The sequence below is a fragment of the Thermoanaerobacter mathranii subsp. mathranii str. A3 genome, assembly GCF_000092965.1.
Taxonomy (GTDB): Bacteria; Bacillota; Thermoanaerobacteria; order Thermoanaerobacterales; family Thermoanaerobacteraceae; genus Thermoanaerobacter; species Thermoanaerobacter thermocopriae.
In genome coordinates this window covers 576501-598259 of the sequence record NC_014209.1, presented here as the reverse complement: position 1 = coordinate 598259, position 21759 = coordinate 576501, and the positions used below count along the sequence as shown (strand labels likewise).

Below are 21759 nucleotides of genomic sequence, written 5' to 3'. Positions count from 1 at the left end.
TCATCAATTGCTAAAGTGAAAAAGTTTTGTTCGTAAAAAATAAAAGAGAGGACTCCCCTCTTCTTAGTAGCTATTAATACCAATTATACTAAAAAAGGGAGGCAAAACCTCCCTTTAGTCTTATCTGAGTAATTGCAATATTGTCTGAGGCAATTGATTTGCTTGCGCTAACATTGCGGTCGCTGCTTGGTTGAGTATATTGTTCTTTGTGAATTCCATCATTTCTTTTGCCATGTCTACATCTCTAATACGTGATTCTGCTGCGGTGAGGTTTTCGGAGGCTACAGACAAGTTGTTTATGGTGTGCTCTAGGCGGTTTTGGTAGGCACCCAGCTTGGAGCGTTCGGCAGAGACAGCTTCAATGGCATTATTGATTGTCGTTATTGCAGCATTTGCAGCGGCCTGGTCGGAAATATCTACGCCACCAATGGAAATTTCTTCACCGTCAGTAAGAGCCGCACCAAAAGTGAGCACCGTAGCCCCGCTGGCATCTACAAAGGTTATACCGTCTGAAGTAGTTGCCACTACATTTCCGTTGCTGTCCTTCAGTGCACTATCGGCTGCAACATAAGTATACTCCCCGGCCTGCAGTCCGCCATTATCAACAGTTCCCGTCGCGGTTGCAGTTCCACTAGCAATCGTTACGTTACCAGAAATAACAGCCTCACTAAAGGTTAAAGTATCATCTCCAACAGTTGCGGTCCAATCTTTACCGTTAGTACTTGTTGCAACTGCAACCCCGTTTGCATTGAGTAATTCATACTTTCCGGTACTGTCATTGTATTTAACCGTGTAAGTCCCATCAGCAATATCGGTAGTTAAGTCACCGCCATCAGTTACTGTTGCTGTTACTTCTATTTTTGCGTCGCCCACTACTCCCAAGTTGTAGGCGCGCATATCACCAATATTGAGTGAAATGTTCTGATTTTCGTTTGCTCCTATATGGAAAGTGCCCTTGTAAGTGCCGTTGAGGAGCTTTTGAGTGTTAAATTCGGTATTCTCGCCAATTCGGGTGATTTCCTGGGCTAGCTGATCGACTTCTTTCTGAAGTTCGGCACGGTCGGCAACGGTATTAGTGTCATTGGCTGCCTGAACCGCCAGTTCGCGCATACGCTGTAAGATGCTGTGGACCTCGTTGAGGGCCCCCTCAGCAGTCTGGATAAGAGAAATACCGTCCTGGGCATTTCTTTGAGCTTGATTTAAACCTCTAATCTGTGCTCTCATTTTTTCTGAAATTGCAAGACCTGCTGCATCGTCACTAGCTCTGTTGATTCTGTAACCTGACGAAAGTTTCTCTAATGATTTTTGTGTGTTTGTAGTGTTAATTGAAAGTGCTCTCCATGCGTTTAACGCACTTAAGTTGTGGTTGATAATCATTTTACCTTCCTCCTTGAACTTTTTTATTTGGCATCCCTGCCATGGTTTTAAAAGATTTTAAGACTCACAGTTGGCCAACTGTTTTATCTTTTGTTTTCACTATATATATCGATATAATTTTCATTTACTTTAGTGTTTTTTAATAAAATTTTCTAATTGGCTCAAAGCCTCTTTGTCTACAGTTGCTGCTTTTAAATTCTCGTCTTTGATTTCTACAAGCTCTTTTCTTAAAACAGATATGTTTTTTGGCGCAGTAATCCCCACTTTTATTTGCCCCTCGCCAATTTCCAATATCTTTATTTCTATATCTTCCCCTATAATTATGGCTTGACCTACTTTACGCGTTAGAATAAGCATTTTTGAGTTCCTCCAATATTGGATGCTTTATTAAGTATTCATCGTTGTCAAGAATAACTTGTTTGCCTTTATTATTTTTAGCATTTATAATTATAGGAGCTTTTAGGTTTGCTGTCATTTTTTCTATTTCATCGGGGATTACTACGATTACATATATAAGAAGGTGGTTTTCATCCTCTATTTGAAGAGCTTGTATTAATTCTTCATCAATTTCAAAGGCATAATTAGGCTTAAATACTCTCGGGTCAATAATTACAAAAGCTATGTCTGTGTTATCAATAGATTGAAGCCACTTAAAAGGCATATTTTCATTGTTGTCAGTAATTATTAAAAAATTGTGTAAGTCTTCAAAACCTGGTATTCCTTCTTCAAAGTAAATCACGTCTTCAGGATTATATTCTACGATTCCAAAGTTTTTTGTATTTATCTGCATATTGGTTCCTCGCTTTCATATCGGAGTCTTTATAGAGTCTTTCTTTAGGGTCTGGTATCCTTCGTCTACGGCTCAGGATGACATATGATATAAAGTCATATCCTTCTATCAAGATTATTTCCTACATATTGTATCTTTATTGATGGATATTGCCTCATATATATATTTACATGTGCCGGTGTCACAGATATTTGAGGGTTATGAGGTATTGCTCTGATTTTTACACCGCCTAACTCCCAATTTATTTTTAAATATCCTTCAAACCATATTTTGGGTCGTGATTTGGGAATGAGGTCAACATTGAAGTCTATATCCTGAATCAGGGCTTCTTCGCTTAACTTTACAATTGCATCTTGATGGTTTTCTATTGATGCAAGTATGTCTCCATCTTCAGCAATTTTGCCTATTGCCTCAAAAGCTATTTGTTTACTCCTCTGGGCTTCATCATATACAAGGTCAAAAATACTTTTAAGGCCTGCTTCATAAAAACACTGATATTGGTCTATATGCACTTGCGGAAGTTTTTTGTCTATTTCCATTTTTGCAGGTATTTGTTTTATTTCAAGGCCTGCTTTTGGGCTTTGTATAGAAATTTGGGCAGGAGTAGTGTCTATACCTATCCTGCCAAAAGTTTGATTTATCACTATATTCATATTATCACCCTAAAAAGTCTATAAGACTAGGTTGCATAATACGAGCTCCCGCAGCTAGTGATGCTCTATATACATTTTCATCCATCTTGAGATTTGTAATAACTTGTGCCAAATCTGCATCTTCATTTTTTGAAAGAAGAACTGTAAAATTGTAGTTATCATCTTGGAGCCTGTTTTTTATAAGGTCAACCCTGTTTGATTTTGCACCAACTTCTGCTCTTACTGCCAGTACATTTTCTAGTTGTTTATCCACATCAGCTATTAAATTGCTTACAGCCTGATGGTCTCCTGAGTCTAAAGCGCTTTTTAGATTATCCATCATAACAAGAAGTTGAGAAGTTCCTGTCAAATCTACATCAAAAACTTTATCTCCTGGTACATTTACAGCTATTTTATTTCCTCCTGCGCCTACTTCAAACTCTATTAAACCATTATCACCATTATAAGAATTGTTATCCTCGCTGAAAGGCTGTGTTGTTGTTTTAAAGCCTGCAAATATATACCTTCCATTGTATTGTGTATTCCCCACCTGTATCATTTGGGCTTTTAACTGCTCTATCTCTTCAGCTATTTTTTGCATATCGGCCTGTGTTAAAGTACCATTGGCACCCTCAACTGCTAATTCTCTCGTACGCTGTAATAAATCTCCTAACTGTCCTAAAGCAGTATCAGTCATGTCCAACCATGATTGAACCTCATCAGCATTTTTAGTATAAGCATCATTTCTTGCTATATCTGTTCGAATGCGCAGGCTTGTAGCTACTGCTACAGGGTCATCAGAAGGCCTTGATATTTTCTTGCCTGTAGATAACATATTTTGATTTTTTTGTAACTTTTCAAGGTTATTGTGATAATTGTTCAAAAAATTTGTTATAAGCATACCATCAGTAACTCTCACTTTTTACACCCGCCTTTTATCTTCCTACAATTCCCATTTTGTTTATAAGAGTATCTAATAGTTCATCAATGGCTGTTATAATTCTTGCAGAAGCAGCATAGGCTTTTTGATATTTTAACATGTTTGTCATCTCTTCGTCTAAGGATACACCAGATATTGATTGTCTATTTAAATCAATTTGTTCTATCATGAATTCCTGATTTTCTAACATTAAGTTTGCTTGCTCAGCATCTACTCCAAGATTTGAGATTAAAGCCCCGACAAAGTCGTCAAAAGTAGCACCATCCAGTTCTGAAATAGCTTGGTCTCTTAATGCGATAAGTTTTAAAGCATTTGTGTTATCCCCCGGAAGGGTAGCATCACTCGATGCTGCAGCAATTTTTTGAAGTCCATCGTCTGCAAGAATATGTGAACTAACTTTAATCAACTGAGCATATTGAACTGTAGAATCATATGGAGTAGTAAAATCAGTGAAAAGTGGAATGTCTGTAGAGCCGTCAAGGCCATAACCTGATTTATGTACTTCATTTATCGCTTGTGCCATACTATATGCTAGTTTATTCCATTCATTTATATAATAGGGAACTCCCTTTACTCCGTTGGTACCATCTCCATCTCTCATATCAAGTAAGCCTTTTAATACACCACTTGAAGGATTTACAGGCGTCCCTGTTAAATCCCATACTACTTCTCCGGTATTATTGAGACTCATTGTAAAAGCAGTTGACCCAGCCACTAAAGCTTGTCCCGCTATGTCAATTCTGAAATTTCCATTGGAATCTTCATATGTAGTAATATTGACAAGTTTAGAAAGTTGATCAACAAGAAGATTTCTCTGGTCTCTCAAATCATTTGCTGTTTGTCCGGTAAGTTCGAATCTATATATTTCATTATTTAATTTACTTATTCTCTCAGCATAAGAATTTATCTCTGCAATTCTACTTTGTATGGTGGAATTTAATTCGTTTAATTTATCATAAAGATGCTGATATACAGTATTAAAAGTATCAGCAAGAGCAATAGCTCGTTCTCTGACTTCTGCTCTTACTGTCAAGCTTTCTGGATTCTCGGATAGCTCTTGAAGAGAATTAAAAAAGTCATTAAGCACTGTATTTATTCCACTATCCGAAGGTTCGTTAAATATATTTTCAATCGCTGCCAAGACTTCAGCTTTTGTTTCCCATTCACCCAAAAATTTATTTTCCCTTCTGTATTGATTGTCTAAAAATTGGTCGCGAATTTGCCTTATATCCTGTATTTTTACCCCTTCTCCTATCGCCTTTCCCCACTGGTCATACATGCCAAAAGTAGTGGGTGGGGCAATTGAGACCATGTCTACTACTTGACGAGTATACCCAGGTGTATTAGCATTAGCAATATTGTGTCCAGTAACATCCAAAGCCTTTTGGCTTACAAATAATCCTGTCTTTGCTATTTCTAATCCTTGAAAAGTTGACATTTTCATCCCCCTATGCCTTTTTGTCAATTAGGCTGGTGTATTTTTTTACATTGCCATTATTTCCATAAATACCATCATTGTTTTCTAAAGCCTGTGATATCGTCTGAATAGTATAATTAACATATTCTAATGCTTGCTCAAGTAAAGCAGCGTTTAACTTGTTTCTTTCATTCAGCTTTTTTAAAATATCAGCAAGGTTATACTTGATAGCTTTTAAATTTTCTGCTTCTTCCGGAAAAACAGTTTCTATTAAATCGTTTATTGTTACTTCACCTTCTAAATCAATTTTTTCTAATATGTCCTCTCTTTGTCCTTCTAATTCCATAAGTTTTTTTACAAGTTGCTTCTCCATCTGTACTATTTTATCTAATTCTTTTATTTTTCCCGCAATTATAACATCAGTTTTTTTTATTGCTAAGTCCAATAAAACTTTATAAATTTCCGTTTCTCCCCTCAATACCTCTATAAGCTTTTGGCTGTTAGCCATTGCCAGCACATCCTTTTTAAATTTTTTTATTCAACAATATTCCTTTCAGAATAGCATCAGCTACATCTTCAGCTTTTACATTGTAAGTCCCAGCATTTAGCATTGCCTTTATGTTTTCAATCTTTTGATTCTTTATTTTTTCAAACTCATTTGAGCTTTGTGCAAGTTTAATTGCCTCTTCTGATATCTCAATTTTATCCTTCATCTGCGTTTTTTTATTACTAACTTTTTCAACAGAATCTACTCTATAAATTGACATTACTTTTTCAATGTTATTGTTATAAATTTTCATTTTTAACACCCCCGTACTACTAGTAATATCGACTTAATAATTTAAAAGTTTAATATTCATTTTTTGTTTTTATGATTTTCATAAAGGTACAGCCTTTCTCCTCTCTGTTTTTCTTCTTCTTTATTTTCGGATTGCATTGAATAACCTTTCATTAATTCCTTCGCTAATTTGGTCTTGCATTCGTCACAAAACCTACCTGTAAGTATTGGTTTACCGCACTTTTCACACTTAAGACCTATGTTTACATTATTAGAAGTTAGAATTAACCTGCCTTCTTTTAAAAAGTCCATTATTTTCTTGGGAGAAACCTGTGTGTTTTGAGATATTTCCAGCATGGTAGCAGAGGGATGTGTATCTAAATAATCCCTCACTTTCATAAAATCTTCTTCATCCTGTCTATAGCACACTGGACATAGGTCAATTCCTGTATACGTGTAAAGCCTTCCGCACCGTTTACAATTTCTTATTTCCATTTCCTTTCATCCCCCTTTTTAATACTTCAAACACCCCATCATATATTTTTACCCGTTGCTATGGTAGCCACATATACATCTTTTGCCCCATTTTCTTTTAAGACTTTGGCACACTCATCCAAAGTTGCACCCGTTGTCAATACATCATCTACTAGTAATACATTTCTCCCAATGATTGTATCTTTGTAAGTTACTTTAAAAGCTCCCTTTACGTTTTCCATCCTTTCCTCTTTGTGCAAAGCTGTCTGAGTTGTTGTATTTCGCACTCTTCTTAAAGCCTTAGACATAAAAATATTCAACCGATAAGAAAGTTCTCTTGCCAAAAGTTCTGACTGATTATAACCTCTTTCATCAAGTCTAACTTTGTGAAGAGGGACAGGTACTATAACATCTATAGGCCAGTTCATTTTTTTAACTGCATCAGCCATATAGTCTGCAAAAAAAGGTGCTAATTCTCTCTTTTTGAAATATTTAAACTGCCCTATTAAGTCTTTTACAACACCATCGTATTCAAAAGGACTTATATTTTGTTTAAATTCATGTCCATGTTCTAAACAATCAAGGCATGTTCCTTCATAGTCTATTGGCTTACCACATATATTACACCTATCGTCCTCAATAAATTTTAATGCGGTTTTGCATTTGTCACATAAATACCCCGTTTTTATAGCAGCTTTACAAATAATACAGGTTGTTTTTGGTGGAAATAAAAGGTCTAAAAAAATCATCTTTATTGCCCCTTACCGCAATTGCTTTTCTTTTATTTTTTATATCGACATTATTAAATTAAAATTAATTAAAAAATTATCATTTTACAGTAAATTTTCTAGTTTACATACAAAAGCGTTTTTTTAAGTCTTGAAAGAAGCCCTGAATATCTTTTTGAAATTCTATTGTTATCAATCATAAATTTCAAATATTTCTCTTGCCCTACCAAAATAACCAATTTCCTTGCCCTTGTAACAGCAGTATACAAAAGATTTCTTGTAAGTAGCATAGGGGGGCCATAAGTAATTGGTATTATGACAACAGGAAATTCACTGCCTTGGCTTTTGTGGACTGTTATGGCATAAGACAAATTTAGTTCGTCCAAATCAGAAAAGTCATAAGTAACAAATTTTTCGTCATCAAAATACACAGTCAATTCCTGTAATTCTTCGTCTATTGATTGAATTATTCCTATATCTCCGTTAAACACTCCTTCCCCTTCTTCATCGCCTTTTTTCCATTTTATCTTGTAGTTATTTTTTATCTGCATCACTTTATCCCCCACCCTGAAGACAAATTCCTTCATTGTTTTTTCTGGTTTAGTTTTGTCGTGGGGATTTAATGCTTTTTGCAGTTCTAAATTTAAATTATGAACACCAATTATCCCTTTTCTCATAGGAGTGAGTACTTGAATATCATTAATAGGATGAAACCCATAAGCTTTAGGAAGTCGGTTTATGACAAGCTCCAATATAGTCTTTAATATATCCTCTTGTGTGTTGGCATTTATAAAAAAGAAATCGCTATTTTTATCGTTATAGGTTGGATATTCTCCATTATTTATCTTGTGAGCATTTACTACTATCAAACTTTGCTTTTGCTGTCTAAAAATTTCTTTTAAACGTATCACTTTTACTATTCCACTGTCTATTATATCTCTTAAGACATTTCCGGCTCCAACAGATGGAAGCTGATCAGCATCCCCTACTAAAATCAGTTTTGCCCCTATAGGTAGGGCTTTTAATAAAGCATTCATAAGCAATATATCTACCATTGAAGCTTCGTCAATTATTATAACATCGTATTTTAATGGGTCTTTTTCATTTTTGTTAAAGCCCTTCCCTTCTTCTTCCGAATAAGTATATTCTAAAAGCCTATGAATGGTTTTTGCCTCTTTCCCAGTAGCTTCAGTTATCCTTTTTGCGGCTCTTCCTGTAGGGGCTGCAAGAGCCACTTTTTTACCAGCTTTTTCAAAAATACGTATTATACAATTTATTATTGTAGTCTTTCCTGTGCCTGGACCTCCCGTTATGACAACAACAGAATTTTTAACAGCTTCTTCTACAGCCAATTTTTGATTTTCTGCTAACAAAATACCTGTTTCTTTTTCAAAATTTCTAATTTCTTTTTGGACATCTAAACCTAAATCTTTATTTTCCATTAGTGTCATGTTAAACAATCTCTCTGCTGTGTGTAATTCAGCTATATAATAAGGTATATAGTAGATTCCTACAGTATTATCTTCAAAAGTTTCAATATGTATTTTTTCATTTTGTACTAAAAGCACAAAAGAATCTTCTACTTCTTCTTCGCTTACTTCTAACAAACTTGCTGCTTCTTTTTTTAACAATTCTTTCGGCACATAGGTGTGACCATTTGCCGCATACTGCATCAAAACATATCGAGTACCAGAAGATATGCGATATAGAGAATGAGGGTCAACTCCTAGGTTTTCCGCTATTTTGTCTGCTGTTTTAAATCCTATTCCAAATATATCATCAGCTAATCTGTAAGGGTTTTGTTTAATAATTTCAATCGCGTTGTTTCCGTATTCTTTATAAATCTTTATAGCCATTGCAGTAGAAATGCCGTACCCCTGCAAAAACACCATCACTTCTTTTACGCCCTTTTGCATTTCATAAGCTTCACAAATTCTTTTTATCTTCTCATCGCTTAGACCTTTTATTTCTTTTAATCTTTCTGGTGCAGTTTCAATTATATTTAAAGAATCAACGCCAAACTTTTTTACAATTTTTCTTGCTGTAACAGGACCTATTCCAGGAATTAAGCCAGAAGCTAAAAACTTTTCTATTCCTTCTAAAGTGGTGGGAGCCAAGGTTTGATAATTTAAAACCTTAATTTGCTCTCCGTAATCAGGATGTTCTACCCATTCTCCCTCAATTTTAATTCTTTCCCCAATGTTTACAAAAGGCATATAACCTACAGCAGTAACTGCTAAGCCTTGGGTACTTAATTCTAAAACTGTATAACCATTTTGTTCATTTCTAAAAATTATTTCTTCAACTACGCCCTCTATGTCAACCATAATCAATCCACCTGTTTTAATTCTTCTCTTTTATTTAATTTTACCTTATATTTAAAGCAAATTAAAGTTAATTTATTTCTTTTTCTTAATTTTTGTAGTATAATTAAAGTAGCGAAGCGTTTCCAAAACATATATTATATGTCATAAAAAGCATAAAAAGATATATAAAAACGATAAGCCCGGATTTATCCGGGCTTTCAAATTTATATTCCTGCTAATTTTTTTAATATATCTACTTTGTCTGTTTTCTCCCATGGGAGGTCCAAATCGTGTCTTCCAAAGTGGCCATAAGCTGCAACTTGTCTATAAATAGGTCTTCTCAAATCTAAATCCCTAATTATAGCTGCAGGTCTTAAGTCGAAAACTTGTTTTACAATTTCCGAAATCTTTTCATCTGGTATTTTTCCTGTGCCAAAAGTGTCTACACCTATTTCCAGAGGTGTAGCAACACCTATCGCATAAGCCAATTGCACTTCACATTTCTTAGCAAGTCCTGCTGCCACAATATTTTTTGCCACATATCTAGCAGCATAGCTTGCAGATCTATCAACTTTTGTCGGGTCTTTACCTGAAAAAGCTCCGCCCCCGTGCCTTGCATATCCACCATATGTGTCTACAATAATTTTTCTCCCTGTAAGTCCGCTGTCACCTTGAGGTCCACCAATTACAAATCTTCCAGTTGGATTTACAAAAATTTTTGTTTTGTCGTCCAACATATTTTCGGGAATAATTACCTTTATCACATGCTCAATAATATCTCTTTCAATAGTCTTATAATCAATATCTGGTGCATGTTGAGCTGAGACAACAACAGAATCTACTCTGACGGGTCTGTCATCTTCATATTCTACCGTTACTTGAGTCTTTCCGTCTGGCCTTAAATAACTTAATGTTCCATTTTTTCTAACTTCGGCAAGTCTTCTCGCAAGCTTGTGAGCCAGCATTATAGGCATAGGCATAAGTTCTTCTGTTTCATCACAAGCAAAGCCAAACATTAAGCCTTGATCTCCAGCTCCAATAGCTTCAATTTCTGAATTTGAAAGTTCTCCTCTTTTAGCCTCTAAGGCCTTGTCCACACCAAGGGCAATATCCGGAGATTGCTCATCAATAGAAGTGATAACTGCACAAGTATCAGCATCAAAGCCGTATTTTGCTCTTGTGTAACCAATATCTTCTATTACCTTTCTTACTACTTTTGGTATATCTACATAACATTCTGTGGTAATCTCACCCATTACTAAAACTAAGCCAGTAGTTACAGCAGTTTCACAAGCAACTCTGGCATACGGATCTTTTTTCAAAATTTCGTCTAATATTGCGTCCGAAATCTGGTCACAAATTTTATCAGGATGCCCCTCAGTAACCGATTCAGATGTAAACAGTTTACGCATTTTATCTCTTTATTCCTCCTTAAAAGCAAAATAAAACCCCTTCCAAAAGAAGAGGCAAAACCCTCATCTTTCAGAAGCATGCTTCTGAGAGAATTAGCACCTTGTCCTATAGGACAGGTTGCTGGGTTTCATCGGGCTCTTTCCCTCCACCTCTCTTGATAAGAGCGTGTTATTAAATTTTCTGATGTCTACTATAACACACTTTATCTATTATGTCAAATATTTTTGTAATAAAGGTGTCAAAAATCTATAGCATGTTAGGTTAGTTTTTCTCAGAAATAAATTCTTGACAATATTTTATTCAAGCTCACTCACTATCCTTAATACTTCATCTGCCTGCATTGCAGCAACCGCTATGACCTTGGGTGCAAAAGGTTTTTTGTCATTAATTGATGTCACAAAATCGCCTATAATTGCAAAGTCCTTGCCACGCTTTATTTTAATATTTTCGCAGTCGCCAAACCCCGCAACCCCTGAGGCTAAAACCACTTTCTTACTATGCTCATGTGCTTTTCGAAAAATCAGTGTTTTTGTAAGCTCATTGTCAACAGCTTCAACAATTATATCATGTTGTAAGATTAGCTCATCTAGGTTCGATTCATCAATTTTTACGTTTTTAGCTTTTACATTCACAGATGGGTTTATTTTAGAAAGAATATCTTTAAGTGCTGACACCTTTTCTTCTCCCACTTGATAGAAAAAGTAGTTTTGCCTGTTGAGGTTTAAAATGTCTACCTTGTCAAAATCAACTATTGTGAGGTTTTTAATACCGCTTCTTACAAGCATTACTGCAATATTTGAACCAAGCCCACCACAACCAATGATAAGAATTTTCACTTTTGAAAGTTTTTCAAGCATTTTTTCATCAAAATAGTTTTTAAGCATCATGTCAAATAAGTTCATGCATTTTCACACCCCTTACCCAGTTTGTAACTTCAACTGTGAGTCCTTAAAATCTAATCGAACTTTGGCAGACTTTAATCAAAAATCAATTATGCCAACTTTCAGTGTGAAATTCTAAAAATTGTAAAAAATCTGTGGTATCTTTCTTTGGGCGCTTGCATGGGAAAAGGGCTGGACTTTTCGGATTTTTAAAGCTACCAGCCCTTTTTGATTCTAAGTCTACTATTGCTGGTTACAAATTCTCACAAATCTACAAAATGAGCACTCCTCAGTTGTTGTGACCTGACCGCAATTTTTACATTCTTTTAGCTCAAGCCTTTCTCTAACGTCCTGAAAATGCTTTTTGCCCTTTTCAAGGAAGCCACTCAAAAACCTTTGCTTTGTGCCAGGGCTTTCCTCTTCAAGTTTGTTTAGCACTTCTTTATAGAGAATTGAACGTGCCCCAACAGAATGAGGACACTCTTCATGCAAAAATTCAATCTTATTCAAAAGCACATAGTACATGTTTTCTCTCTCTGTTAAAGTATAAAGTGGCTTTACTTTCTTTATAAGTTTTGGATGAGTTTGAGGTAGCACTGGCCCTTGTCTTGCAAGGTACCCTTCTTCCCAGTTCAAGACATTGCCAAAAAGTGTTGCCGCCTCGTCGTCCAAATTGTGACCTGTTGCAACAGCTGAAAAACCTCCGTCATATGCCACTTTGTTGAACAAATATCTTTTAATTGACCCGCATACAGAGCAAGGGCTCCGTCTCAAAGTCTTTGAAAGCTTATATATATCAAGCCCAAACTCTTTTTTGATGTCTTTTACAATAAGTGGAAGGTTATTCTCCTTTGCAAATTTCTCAACAACCTCTTGCGACCTGTTTGAATATTCTCCAATTCCAAGATTTATATACATCGCAACCACATTGTAGCCTTCCTTAACTAAAATGTCCCAAAGAGCCATGCTGTCTTTACCACCAGAGACTACTACTAAAACCTTTTCGCCTTTTTCAAACATCCTATTTTTTCGGATGTTTTTTAAAACTTGATTCTTGTAATAATGTAAAAAGCAATCAGCACAAAAAGCTGCATTATGTCTCCTTAGAACAATAACAGCCTTTTTTTTGCATCTTACACACTTCAATTATCAAATCCCCTTTCTATTAACCACCAGAGATTACTGATATTACTTCCACTGTATCCTCATCTTGAAGAATTTCATCTGGAGTAACAATCTCTCCATTTTTGACAAAAACATGTGACTCTAAGCTTATATTCAACTCTTTTGCAAGCTTTTCTACACTTTTTGCCCCTTTTATGGTAACTTGATTGTTTTTCCCAACAAATATTATTGTCATTTTCAAAACCCCCTATAAAAAACTAATACTAAAAAGCAAATTAAAACAAATTACAGTATTATTTATAACATACTTCGATTATGCCATCAAGATTTTTTAAAATAATGAGGGCTGCTGCCTTTCTCTCTAGTGAAAATGAAGCAGAACCTTGAAGTTTCTATCTAAAAATTAGGTTAAAACTTGGTGTTGACTTTTATCTTCCTTGGTCTTATTATAAATTAGCATCTAAAAAAAGAGCATGCAAAAAGCACGCTCTTTTAGAATGCCACAAATTTCTCTTTTGGCACGCCGCAAATAGGGCACTTTTCAGGTAACACATCAACTGTTGTATAACCACATACAGGACATATGTAAACTTTTGATATTTTAATGTCTTCTCCTTTTAAGGCAGCTTCTTTTGCCTCAGTATACAATTTTGCGTGTATTTTTTCTGCTTCTATAGCATAATGTATGCTTTTTTTAGCACCAGCCTCTTCCTGCAGCTCTGCAACAGCGTTATAAGCAGGATACATTTCTTCTACTTCAAATGTTTCGCCTTCTATAGCTTTTTCAAGATTTTCAACAGTATTTCCAACTTCTCCAAGAGTCTTGTAGTGATTTGTAGCATGTACCAATTCAGCATAAGAAATAGCTCTGAAAAGTCTTGCAATATTAGGTTTTCCTTCTTTTTCGGCCACATCCGCAAAAATTTGATACCTCATGTGGGCTTGGCTTTCACCAGCATAGGCTTCTCCAAGATTATGTTTTGTCATTTCTCTCATAAAAGGTTCCTCCTTCATTAAATTTTTATTAATAAATAATAATTTTCTCTTTTAAATAATATTATACTACATTTTTTTACCATGTCAAGACATTTAAAGGAGAAAATAAAAAAAAGACCTTTCGGTCTTCTTTTTCCATGGTGGAGGGAGATGGATTCGAACCATCGAAGGCGTCAGCCAACAGATTTACAGTCTGCCCCCTTTGGCCACTTGGGTATCCCTCCACAGTATTGAATTTTTAAAAATGGTGGTCGCAATAGGACTCGAACCTATGACCCCCTGCTTGTAAGGCAGGTGCTCTCCCAGCTGAGCTATACGACCACAATGGTCGGGATGGAGGGACTTGAACCCCCGACCCCATGCTCCCAAAGCACGTGCGCTACCAACTGCGCCACATCCCGACACCAGTGACGAAATAAATTATAATAGAAAAAATGAAATTTCACAATAGGCATAACTCATTAAAAACGACTATTTTGGCTATTTATCCTCTGTATACTTTAATTTTTTTAACTATACTTTCAAAATCTCTATTATACGCTCTAAAAATTAATTGTTTCAACTTTATTCACTCGGTAAATAATAATTGTTAGACGAATATTTATGCTTTTGTAATACACCTGTAATAATACAATGGTACAATTAACTAGTAAAAGAAAACATATGTAAAACATAATAAAAAACAACGGGAGGGATATAATTGAACATTAAAAAAATTCTATCTTTAGGTGTCAGCATTCTTCTACTGCTTTTAACCTTTCCAACTCAAAATGTAAAGGCCAATACATATACAATCCTTGACAGAAAAGAATTTACGCAAAATTTAAGCAAAGGAGTTGTACATAAAAATATAGTCTATTTTACAACTGAAGGATGGATAAATGTAAATGTACTAAAAGTAGATTTAACTGATAAATATACTGATGTATCGGTGATTTTCAATCCTTCGGGCATAAAAAACAGAATGTCTGTGCGAGACATGGCAAATACTTATGGTGCTGTAGCTTCTGTAAATGGTGATTTCTTCGATACAACAACAGGATTTGTAATAGGGGCAACAGTAAAAGATGGAAGGTTAATAACAGACCCTTCAAATATAGGAAAGTTAGCTACTTTTTCTATTGACGCAAATGGCATACCCTCAATAGAATATTGGTCAAAAAGCATGTCCGTTACTCTTCCAAACGGCACAAAACTTCCTCTTGCCGCAATAAATAAAATAAGCAGTACCTTTGAGTATTTAGTGATGTACACAAGGGACTGGTTTTCAACATCTCCAGGAGCAAATGAAAATGTACCTCAGTTAGTAGAAGTCGTCGTGGATGGGAACGACAGGGTATTAGAAGTAAGGCAAGGACAGCCTCCTGTCGAAATACCGCAGGACGGATATGTGTTAGCTGGTGCAGGCTATGTAGGACAAAATTTGCTCACTTTAAAGCCAGGAGATGTAATACAAAAAGATATAAGGACAAATCCGTCTTTTGAAAATCTTAAAATGGCTGTAAGTGGCGGTACAATTATTGTAAAAGATGGAAAAATTGCACCTTTTACCCATGAAATAAAAGGCTATACGGCAAGATCGGCAATAGGCTATACTCAAGACAAAAAATATTTGATTATTGCAACTGTTGACGGCTCTTCAACCCGTGGAATGACACAGCAAGAAATGGCAAATTTAATGATATCTTTAGGTGCATATGATGCTTTGAATTTAGATGGCGGCGGGTCCACGCAGATGGCTGTAAGGCCATTGGGAGATACTGAAGCTAAGCTTGCGAACCATCCTCCTGAAGGCTATGAACGAAAAGTAGCAAACGGAATAGGAATATTTAATACAGCACCTCAAGGTAATCTATATGCCTTAAAATTAGAAGCATCAGATACTAACGTTTTTAAAGGCCTTCATAGGACAATTACCGTAAAAGGATACGATGAAAATTACAACCCTGTCACAATTAATCCAGAAGAAGTTTTGTTTTCAGTAAATGGAATCACAGGAGTATTTAGTGGTAATACTTTTATGCCAACAAGCGTAGGAGAAGGTGTTATAACTGCAAGAGTAGGAAATGCTATTGGGACTATCAAGATAACTTCACTTGACAAACCTGTAGACATACGTTTTAATCCAGCTAATATAGTCATTGATAAAAACAAAAGCATACCTATAACAGTCACTGCAAAGAATATAAAAGGCTATAGGGCCTTAATAGAGCCGCAAGATATTACTTGGGAGGTTTATAATAACGTTGGAAATATAGATAAAAATGGAATGTTTGTCTCATCTAATTTAGATGTAACCGGTGCACTTGTCGCAAATGTGCTAGGAGAAAAAGCTATTTTGCCTGTTAAAGTAGGGCAAGGTTCAGAATTTGACACATCAGTACTTCCTAAAGTTACAGAGTTTACACTAATAGACCCATATAACAAAGAAGTAATTGTAAAAAACACTTATGATTCCTTTAAATTCATGGTGTTTGGTGATACTAAATATAACACCCTTTTGAAGTTGCATATATCTTTAAAAGCAGCAGATATTGCAAACGCGGGATACCCATTGGCTATATTCTTAGGAGATGTAAATGAAAAAGTGTTAAAAAATCTAAAAGTCAAATATATCACAACCGGTGATAAATACACAATGTATAATTATAATAATTCTACATTTATTGTGCTTAACAATCGCAGTGGAAGCCTTTTAAATCCGGATAAAAATCAATGGAGTTGGTTTAAAGAACAGCTTAACAACGTAAAAGGAGATAACCTTTTTATCATACTTCCCAAACCAGTATGGGGAAACGATGGCTTCAAAGACGTTAAAGAAGCTACTTTATTTGAAGAAACTCTAAAAGAGTTCAAAAAAAATACAGGTAAAAATGTGTGGATTATATACAACGGCAAAAGCAAATTTTACACTACTTTAAATGATGAAATAAGATACATCACCACTTATGGAACAGACGTAGAAGGAAACACAAATGATATATACAATGACTTTGGTTTTATTTCTATAATGGTAAATGGCAAAGAAGTAAATTATCAGTTTAAAAATCTTATAAATAAATAAATTTTGTTAAATTTATAAACCCTTTCTAAATTCAAAGAAAGGGTTTATTTTTTTGCAAAATATTCATTTGCTATTTCTACAAGGTAGCTGATCTCTTCCGAGGAAAGCTTATTTTTTAATATTTCCATTATTTTATCACTATCCTCTTGCGTTAAGCCTTTTTGAGCCATTTTCATAATTTCGCTCATATCATCTTTTCCTAATTTAAGGAGAATATTTATTACTCTAGCTTTTTGTGAAGGATCCATCTCATTTCGTACTTGTAAAATCCTTTCTAAAGTAACTATTACTCTGTCATCATTACTATTTTCCTTTTGCGTTTTTTTGTTATTTTCTAAATCATAGGCTTCTTCCTCTTTTTGTTGGTTTTCGAGCCTTGCCATTTCTTTTTTTTCTTTGTCTTTTTTTGAATCAATAGGTTGTTCTTCTTTGCAACTATTATTCTCTTCTTTTGTAAGTTGTTCTTTATTTTTTTCCCACAAACTTTGTTGAGAAAAATAAATAGGTTCTTCAAAATTTGTCTTAAACATAAACATAGTAGTGAAAAGAGCGATTACAATAACCACAACTAAATAAAATTTTAGCCTCTTCAACATTAGTCATTCCTTTCACATAATATTACGCATTTTTATTATTTCTTGTTATAAAAATTTTAATTCAATTTATTTGTAAAGGAGGCTACTTATAGATGGAAGAATTAAGGCTTAAATATGACGACTCAAATGCAATTTATTTCATATCAAATTTTTTAAGTACATGTTTAAGTCCTAATTCGATTTTTTTGTGTATTGGCACAGACAGATTTATAAGTGATTCTTTAGGACCTATCGTAGGAAATCTACTGATAAAATCACTTCCACCAACTTATCATGTTTATGGCACTTTAAAGTCTCCAATCCACGCTATGAACTTAGAAGAAAACATAAAATACATAAAAAAGAAACATCCTAACAGTAAAATTATAGCTATAGATGCTTCCTTAGGAGGAAAAGAAAGTATAGGAAAAATTTCAATAAAAAAAGCCCCACTATACCCTGGAAAAGGCGTGGGGAAAATACTTCCTTCTGTAGGAGATGTATCAATAGTAGGCATTGTCGATGTCTACGACTCATTTCTTTTAAACTCAGTAAGATTAGGGTTTGTATTTGAGATAGCCGAAGTAATCGCTAAAAGCATCCAACTTGCCTTGAGATGCTGAATTTACTTAAGTTTTAATGGAACAGAAACGAGGTTTTGTACAGAACCATCTTTAGGGCTTAGAGAGAAAACCTGAAGAATGCCGTTTTGAGGCTCTTTTAAAGCTTTGTAAGAGATTATAGCTTCAAAATCTCCCCAAGAAGGAGCACCAGCCGTAGCTTGCACAACAGTCTCACTTAAAATATTGCCATTGCTGTCAACAAGCCTTATATTTACATTTCCCTCAAATACTCTCGCTTTACCTATTACTTTGAAAGGACTTGTCACTACATCATTTTTAACTGGAGAAACTACTTTGATATTTGGTTCATAAGATATATTGCTTCTATCTGAAACTATTATAGCTCTCGCCTCTTTATCCTTGGTTAATATTATACCTAGCTCATCTCCTATTTTTATTTCTGCAAAGCTAATATCTTTTTCTGCATACTTAAATCCACCTTGGCTGTCATAGCCGACTTTTGCCTGAAAATGTATAATAGCATCAGGCAATACTTTTATATCTGGCCCTACTTGATTTTTCATATCCTGAGAATCCTGGTATTCCCTTTCAATTGTTATAATCCTGTTTTCATAATCGATAGCCTTCACTATACCGTATATAAAGGTCTCTCCTTCAGCAGGATTCGTTTCAGGTATTTCAGTAAATTTGGCCTTCACATTGTCAATAACCCAAATATAGTTGTTCCCTTTACCAAGAGGCTGAATTAATGTTATACTGTACATTTTATTGTTGTGTATCGCCTCTACATAAGCTACACCATTGTTTTCATTTTTTAATGTCAATTCATCTTCACTTCCAATTCCTATTATTCCGCCTTCTTGCCTAAGAAGTTGGATAGGGTCAAAACGCCACGTTTCTTTCCCTAAATCTGCTCTTTCTTGTAGTTTCTTTATCCTATCTGGGTTATTGTATACATCCCCTACCAATATCATTCTTTTTAAAGGATCTAAACCTATTTTGTATTTTCCTACTGCATCAATTTTATTTCCTTCCACTAGTATTTGAACGCTTTCGACTCCGGGTATATCAGTCAAAGCATTTACCAATGCAGCAACTCTTAATTTGTCTATCCCTTCATCTTCACTGTCCTGTAAAAATTCCTTAGAAAAGTTTACAAAAGCAATTCCCTCCTGCAATTCTATAGAAATTAGCTTTGTCCCATTAGGGAATACCGGTTTTGCGTATTCATCCGTTGGCCCTTTAATCATTTCAGCTACAACTTGTTTTAAAACATCAGCATCTTTAGAAATAAGTCTCCTTTCTAAAATAAGGCCATTCATTTTATCATTTAAAAAATAAAGAGAAATCTCTTTCGACACGTCTTGCACTATAGGCTTGGGATTTATAGGACTATTTTTTTCGCTGTTATTAACTTTCGCAAAGCACCCCGCCAGCGTCAAAACAAACATGACTATCAATACTAAGGCAATTCTTTTCACTTTTATTCCCTCCCTTTGGTTTAATCTTATTATACTTTTGTTACACAAACATTAAATAAACATAAAAAAATAATTAAAAAGTTTAATCCCTTTTCTTTTTAGGAAGGGAAATTTTAAATACGGTTCCTTCTCCAACTTTACTTACCACTGTGACTTTGCCTTCATGAATATCTATTATCTCTTTAGCAATAGCAAGCCCTAAGCCAAAGCCTCCACTTTTTTTAGACCTTGCAGTATCTACTCTTGTAAATCGTTCGAATATCTTTGGAAGATTTTCTTCACTTATACCTATGCCATTATCTGCTACAGTAAGGTAAATATTGTTTTCATCTTCTTCTAGGCTTACCATCACATTCCCACCTTCATTAGTATATTTTATTCCATTTTCTACAATATTATAGACCATCCTATAAAACCTGTCTGGATCAACTTCTGCAAAAACATTATTTTTACCTTCAAATTTAAGATTTATATCTTTTGTCTTTGCAAGAGGAAATAGACTTTCTATTACATCTAATATAATTTCGCTTATCTCACTTTTTCTAACTTTTACTGCTTTAATTTTATCCATTCTCGCCAATTCCAACAAATCATTTACCAATCTTGTCATCCTATCCAGCTCGCCGTTTACATCCTTTAATATTTCTTTATAAAATGTTATGTCCTGGTTTTTGCTATTTATTAAAGATTCTATCAACGCTTTTACAGATGCCAGAGGAGTTTTTAGTTCATGAGAAGCATCCGAAACAAATCTTTTCCGTTCTTCATCTATTTTCATTAAACTAAAACTCATCTTATTAAAAGCATTAGCCAATTTCCCAATTTCATCATTGCTTTTTACCTCGACTTTATAGTCCAATTTACCTTGAGATAAAATATTTGCTGCTTCTGTTAATCGTTTTAAAGGATTGGTAATATAAGAAGCCACCAAAAGGCTTAAAAAGCTTACTAAAAATCCAATACCTGTAAAAGTATATATCATGCGATATTTTATAGATTTCAAAAGGTCTATTATGTTATCTATAGAAGAAGATATAAGTATTGCCCCTACTACATTGTTTTTGGCTATAACAGGGACTGCAGTATACATCGCCCAACCTACACCATTTATATCATGAATACTTGTAGAACCCTTGCCATTTAAAGCCTCTTTTATATCGTTGTAATCCTTTATTACTTTTCCTTCAAATTCTTTAGAGGAAGCAGAATCCACCAATACTTTTCCATTTATATTAGTAAAAAGTATTCTTGAATTTATTTGTTTTGCATACTCCATTATCGTTGGCTCAATCAAATGAGAAGAAGCGGTACCTACAAATCTTGATACAAAATTAGATACCATATTGGCTTGCATTAAATTATTGACTCTGACATTGTCTAAATAACTCCCTTCAATGTAACGGTAAAGATAAAGACCTGTTAATGCCAATGAAATTATTAAAATTGTCAAATATAAAGAGAAAATTTTCCACCTTAAACTCATTTTATCACCTTTACTTCATATAGTATCCTGCACCCCATTTGGTGAAAATATATTGAGGATTTGCAGGGTCATCTTCAATTTTCTCTCTAAGTTTTCTCACATGCACTGTAACAGTATTTGTATCACCGTAAAAATCAAATCCCCATACCAAATCTAGCAATTTATCTTTTGTATAAACCTTTCCTGGATTAGATGCTAACAACACTAAAATTTCAAATTCTTTATTGGTAAGCTCAATTCTCTTTCCTCTTTTGTAAACTGCCCTTTCGGGAATACTTATATAAAGTTCTCCCCTTTTTATCTCGTCTTTTTTCTTAGTATAAGGATTTGTAGCTCTTCTTAAAAGCGCTCTTATCCTCGCAATAAGTTCTCTCGTGTTAAAAGGCTTCGCCAAATAATCATCGGCTCCTATTTCTATTCCCACAATCCTGTCAACATCCTCTCCCCTTGCAGTAAGCATAATTATTGGTATATTTGAAAAAGTTCTTATCTCTCTACACACAGAAAAACCATCTAACTTAGGAAGCATAATATCTAAAATTACTAGGTCATAATTTCCCAAACGAACCTTGTCAAGACCTTCTTCTCCGTCGTAAGCAGTATCAACTTCAAAGCCTTCTTCTTCTAAAGAAAGTTTTAAACCTTTTACAAACATCTCTTCATCATCTATAATCAACAATCTTTCCATATAACCTCCCTCCTAACACCAGTATAA

The 21759-nt window shown here is 34.7% G+C and carries 22 protein-coding genes, 3 tRNA genes and 1 riboswitch; of the genes, 2 read left to right on the top strand and 23 right to left on the bottom strand.

Going from position 1 to position 21759, the window contains the following annotated elements; genetic code table 11:
• Nucleotides 1-120: 120 nt before the first annotated feature.
• The 19 genes from TMATH_RS12455 to TMATH_RS02730 form a co-directional block, all read right to left on the bottom strand.
• Nucleotides 121-1377: a flagellin N-terminal helical domain-containing protein gene (locus TMATH_RS12455; RefSeq protein WP_013149904.1), complete on the bottom strand. Its 1257-nt coding sequence runs from the start codon at nt 1375-1377 to the stop codon at nt 121-123.
• Nucleotides 1378-1506: 129 nt separating this feature from the next.
• A complete protein-coding gene (csrA, locus tag TMATH_RS02815) occupies nt 1507-1734 on the bottom strand; it encodes a carbon storage regulator CsrA (RefSeq protein ID WP_013149903.1) in 228 nt (75 codons plus the stop codon).
• Nucleotides 1715-2167, bottom strand: coding sequence for a flagellar assembly protein FliW (gene fliW / locus TMATH_RS02810; protein ID WP_013149902.1), 453 nt, complete (start codon nt 2165-2167; stop codon nt 1715-1717). The genes csrA and fliW overlap by 20 nt, the downstream gene beginning before the upstream one ends.
• Before the next feature lie 95 nt (nt 2168-2262).
• On the bottom strand, nt 2263-2820 hold the full coding sequence (locus tag TMATH_RS02805; RefSeq protein ID WP_013149901.1) for a DUF6470 family protein: 558 nt from the start codon (nt 2818-2820) through the stop codon (nt 2263-2265).
• A 4-nt stretch (nt 2821-2824) separates the two neighbouring features.
• A complete protein-coding gene (gene flgL / locus TMATH_RS02800; protein WP_013149900.1) occupies nt 2825-3718 on the bottom strand; it encodes a flagellar hook-associated protein FlgL in 894 nt (297 codons plus the stop codon).
• 16 nt (nt 3719-3734) lie between these two features.
• Nucleotides 3735-5177, bottom strand: coding sequence for a flagellar hook-associated protein FlgK (gene flgK, locus TMATH_RS02795; protein WP_013149899.1), 1443 nt, complete (start codon nt 5175-5177; stop codon nt 3735-3737).
• A 10-nt stretch (nt 5178-5187) separates the two neighbouring features.
• A complete protein-coding gene (locus TMATH_RS02790; protein WP_013149898.1) occupies nt 5188-5664 on the bottom strand; it encodes a flagellar protein FlgN in 477 nt (158 codons plus the stop codon).
• A gap of 16 nt (nt 5665-5680) precedes the next feature.
• Entirely contained in the window at nt 5681-5956 is a 276-nt protein-coding gene (locus TMATH_RS02785) for a flagellar biosynthesis anti-sigma factor FlgM (protein WP_013149897.1), read from the bottom strand.
• A 56-nt stretch (nt 5957-6012) separates the two neighbouring features.
• The gene (locus TMATH_RS02780; protein ID WP_013149896.1) at nt 6013-6429 is read right to left on the bottom strand and encodes a TIGR03826 family flagellar region protein; all 417 of its coding nucleotides are present in this window, start codon (nt 6427-6429) and stop codon (nt 6013-6015) included.
• A gap of 38 nt (nt 6430-6467) precedes the next feature.
• Nucleotides 6468-7157 (bottom strand): ComF family protein, encoded by a 690-nt coding sequence (locus TMATH_RS02775; RefSeq protein WP_013149895.1) that lies wholly within the window; start codon nt 7155-7157, stop codon nt 6468-6470.
• 98 nt (nt 7158-7255) lie between these two features.
• Nucleotides 7256-9463, bottom strand: a complete 2208-nt coding sequence (gene recD2, locus TMATH_RS02770; protein ID WP_013149894.1) for an SF1B family DNA helicase RecD2 — start codon at nt 9461-9463, stop codon at nt 7256-7258.
• Nucleotides 9464-9666: 203 nt separating this feature from the next.
• Entirely contained in the window at nt 9667-10854 is a 1188-nt protein-coding gene (gene metK / locus TMATH_RS02765; RefSeq protein WP_013149893.1) for a methionine adenosyltransferase, read from the bottom strand.
• 60 nt (nt 10855-10914) lie between these two features.
• A riboswitch (SAM riboswitch) is annotated at nt 10915-11019 on the bottom strand.
• A gap of 132 nt (nt 11020-11151) precedes the next feature.
• Nucleotides 11152-11757, bottom strand: coding sequence for a sulfur carrier protein ThiS adenylyltransferase ThiF (thiF, locus tag TMATH_RS02760; RefSeq protein ID WP_013149892.1), 606 nt, complete (start codon nt 11755-11757; stop codon nt 11152-11154).
• 222 nt (nt 11758-11979) lie between these two features.
• Nucleotides 11980-12882 (bottom strand): TIGR00269 family protein, encoded by a 903-nt coding sequence (locus TMATH_RS02755; protein WP_013149891.1) that lies wholly within the window; start codon nt 12880-12882, stop codon nt 11980-11982.
• Between the two features lie 19 nt (nt 12883-12901).
• The gene (locus TMATH_RS02750) at nt 12902-13096 is read right to left on the bottom strand and encodes a MoaD/ThiS family protein (RefSeq protein ID WP_012994591.1); all 195 of its coding nucleotides are present in this window, start codon (nt 13094-13096) and stop codon (nt 12902-12904) included.
• 257 nt (nt 13097-13353) lie between these two features.
• Entirely contained in the window at nt 13354-13857 is a 504-nt protein-coding gene (locus tag TMATH_RS02745) for a rubrerythrin family protein (protein WP_013149890.1), read from the bottom strand.
• Nucleotides 13858-13995: 138 nt separating this feature from the next.
• A tRNA-Tyr gene (locus TMATH_RS02740) sits at nt 13996-14081 on the bottom strand.
• A gap of 21 nt (nt 14082-14102) precedes the next feature.
• Nucleotides 14103-14178: transfer RNA gene (locus TMATH_RS02735), tRNA-Val, on the bottom strand.
• 4 nt (nt 14179-14182) lie between these two features.
• A tRNA-Pro gene (locus tag TMATH_RS02730) sits at nt 14183-14258 on the bottom strand.
• Between the two features lie 299 nt (nt 14259-14557).
• Here TMATH_RS02730 and TMATH_RS02725 point away from each other — a divergent pair.
• Nucleotides 14558-16921 carry a phosphodiester glycosidase family protein gene (locus TMATH_RS02725; RefSeq protein ID WP_013149889.1) on the top strand — a complete coding sequence of 788 codons (2364 nt, stop codon included), beginning with the start codon at nt 14558-14560 and terminating at the stop codon, nt 16919-16921.
• Nucleotides 16922-16965: 44 nt separating this feature from the next.
• Here TMATH_RS02725 and TMATH_RS02720 read toward each other — a convergent pair whose 3' ends face one another.
• A complete protein-coding gene (locus TMATH_RS02720; RefSeq protein WP_013149888.1) occupies nt 16966-17517 on the bottom strand; it encodes a hypothetical protein in 552 nt (183 codons plus the stop codon).
• A gap of 92 nt (nt 17518-17609) precedes the next feature.
• On the opposite strand from TMATH_RS02720, the gene yyaC reads away from it, so the two are divergent.
• On the top strand, nt 17610-18119 hold the full coding sequence (gene yyaC / locus TMATH_RS02715) for a spore protease YyaC (RefSeq protein WP_013149887.1): 510 nt from the start codon (nt 17610-17612) through the stop codon (nt 18117-18119).
• Nucleotides 18120-18121: 2 nt separating this feature from the next.
• Here the strand turns inward: yyaC and TMATH_RS02710 are convergent, their stop codons facing one another.
• The 3 genes from TMATH_RS02710 to TMATH_RS02700 form a co-directional block, all read right to left on the bottom strand.
• On the bottom strand, nt 18122-19561 hold the full coding sequence (locus TMATH_RS02710; protein WP_013149886.1) for a Gmad2 immunoglobulin-like domain-containing protein: 1440 nt from the start codon (nt 19559-19561) through the stop codon (nt 18122-18124).
• A gap of 82 nt (nt 19562-19643) precedes the next feature.
• The gene (locus TMATH_RS02705; protein ID WP_013149885.1) at nt 19644-21044 is read right to left on the bottom strand and encodes a sensor histidine kinase; all 1401 of its coding nucleotides are present in this window, start codon (nt 21042-21044) and stop codon (nt 19644-19646) included.
• Nucleotides 21045-21054: 10 nt separating this feature from the next.
• The gene (locus TMATH_RS02700; protein ID WP_012994584.1) at nt 21055-21732 is read right to left on the bottom strand and encodes a response regulator transcription factor; all 678 of its coding nucleotides are present in this window, start codon (nt 21730-21732) and stop codon (nt 21055-21057) included.
• Nucleotides 21733-21759 lie beyond the last annotated feature (27 nt).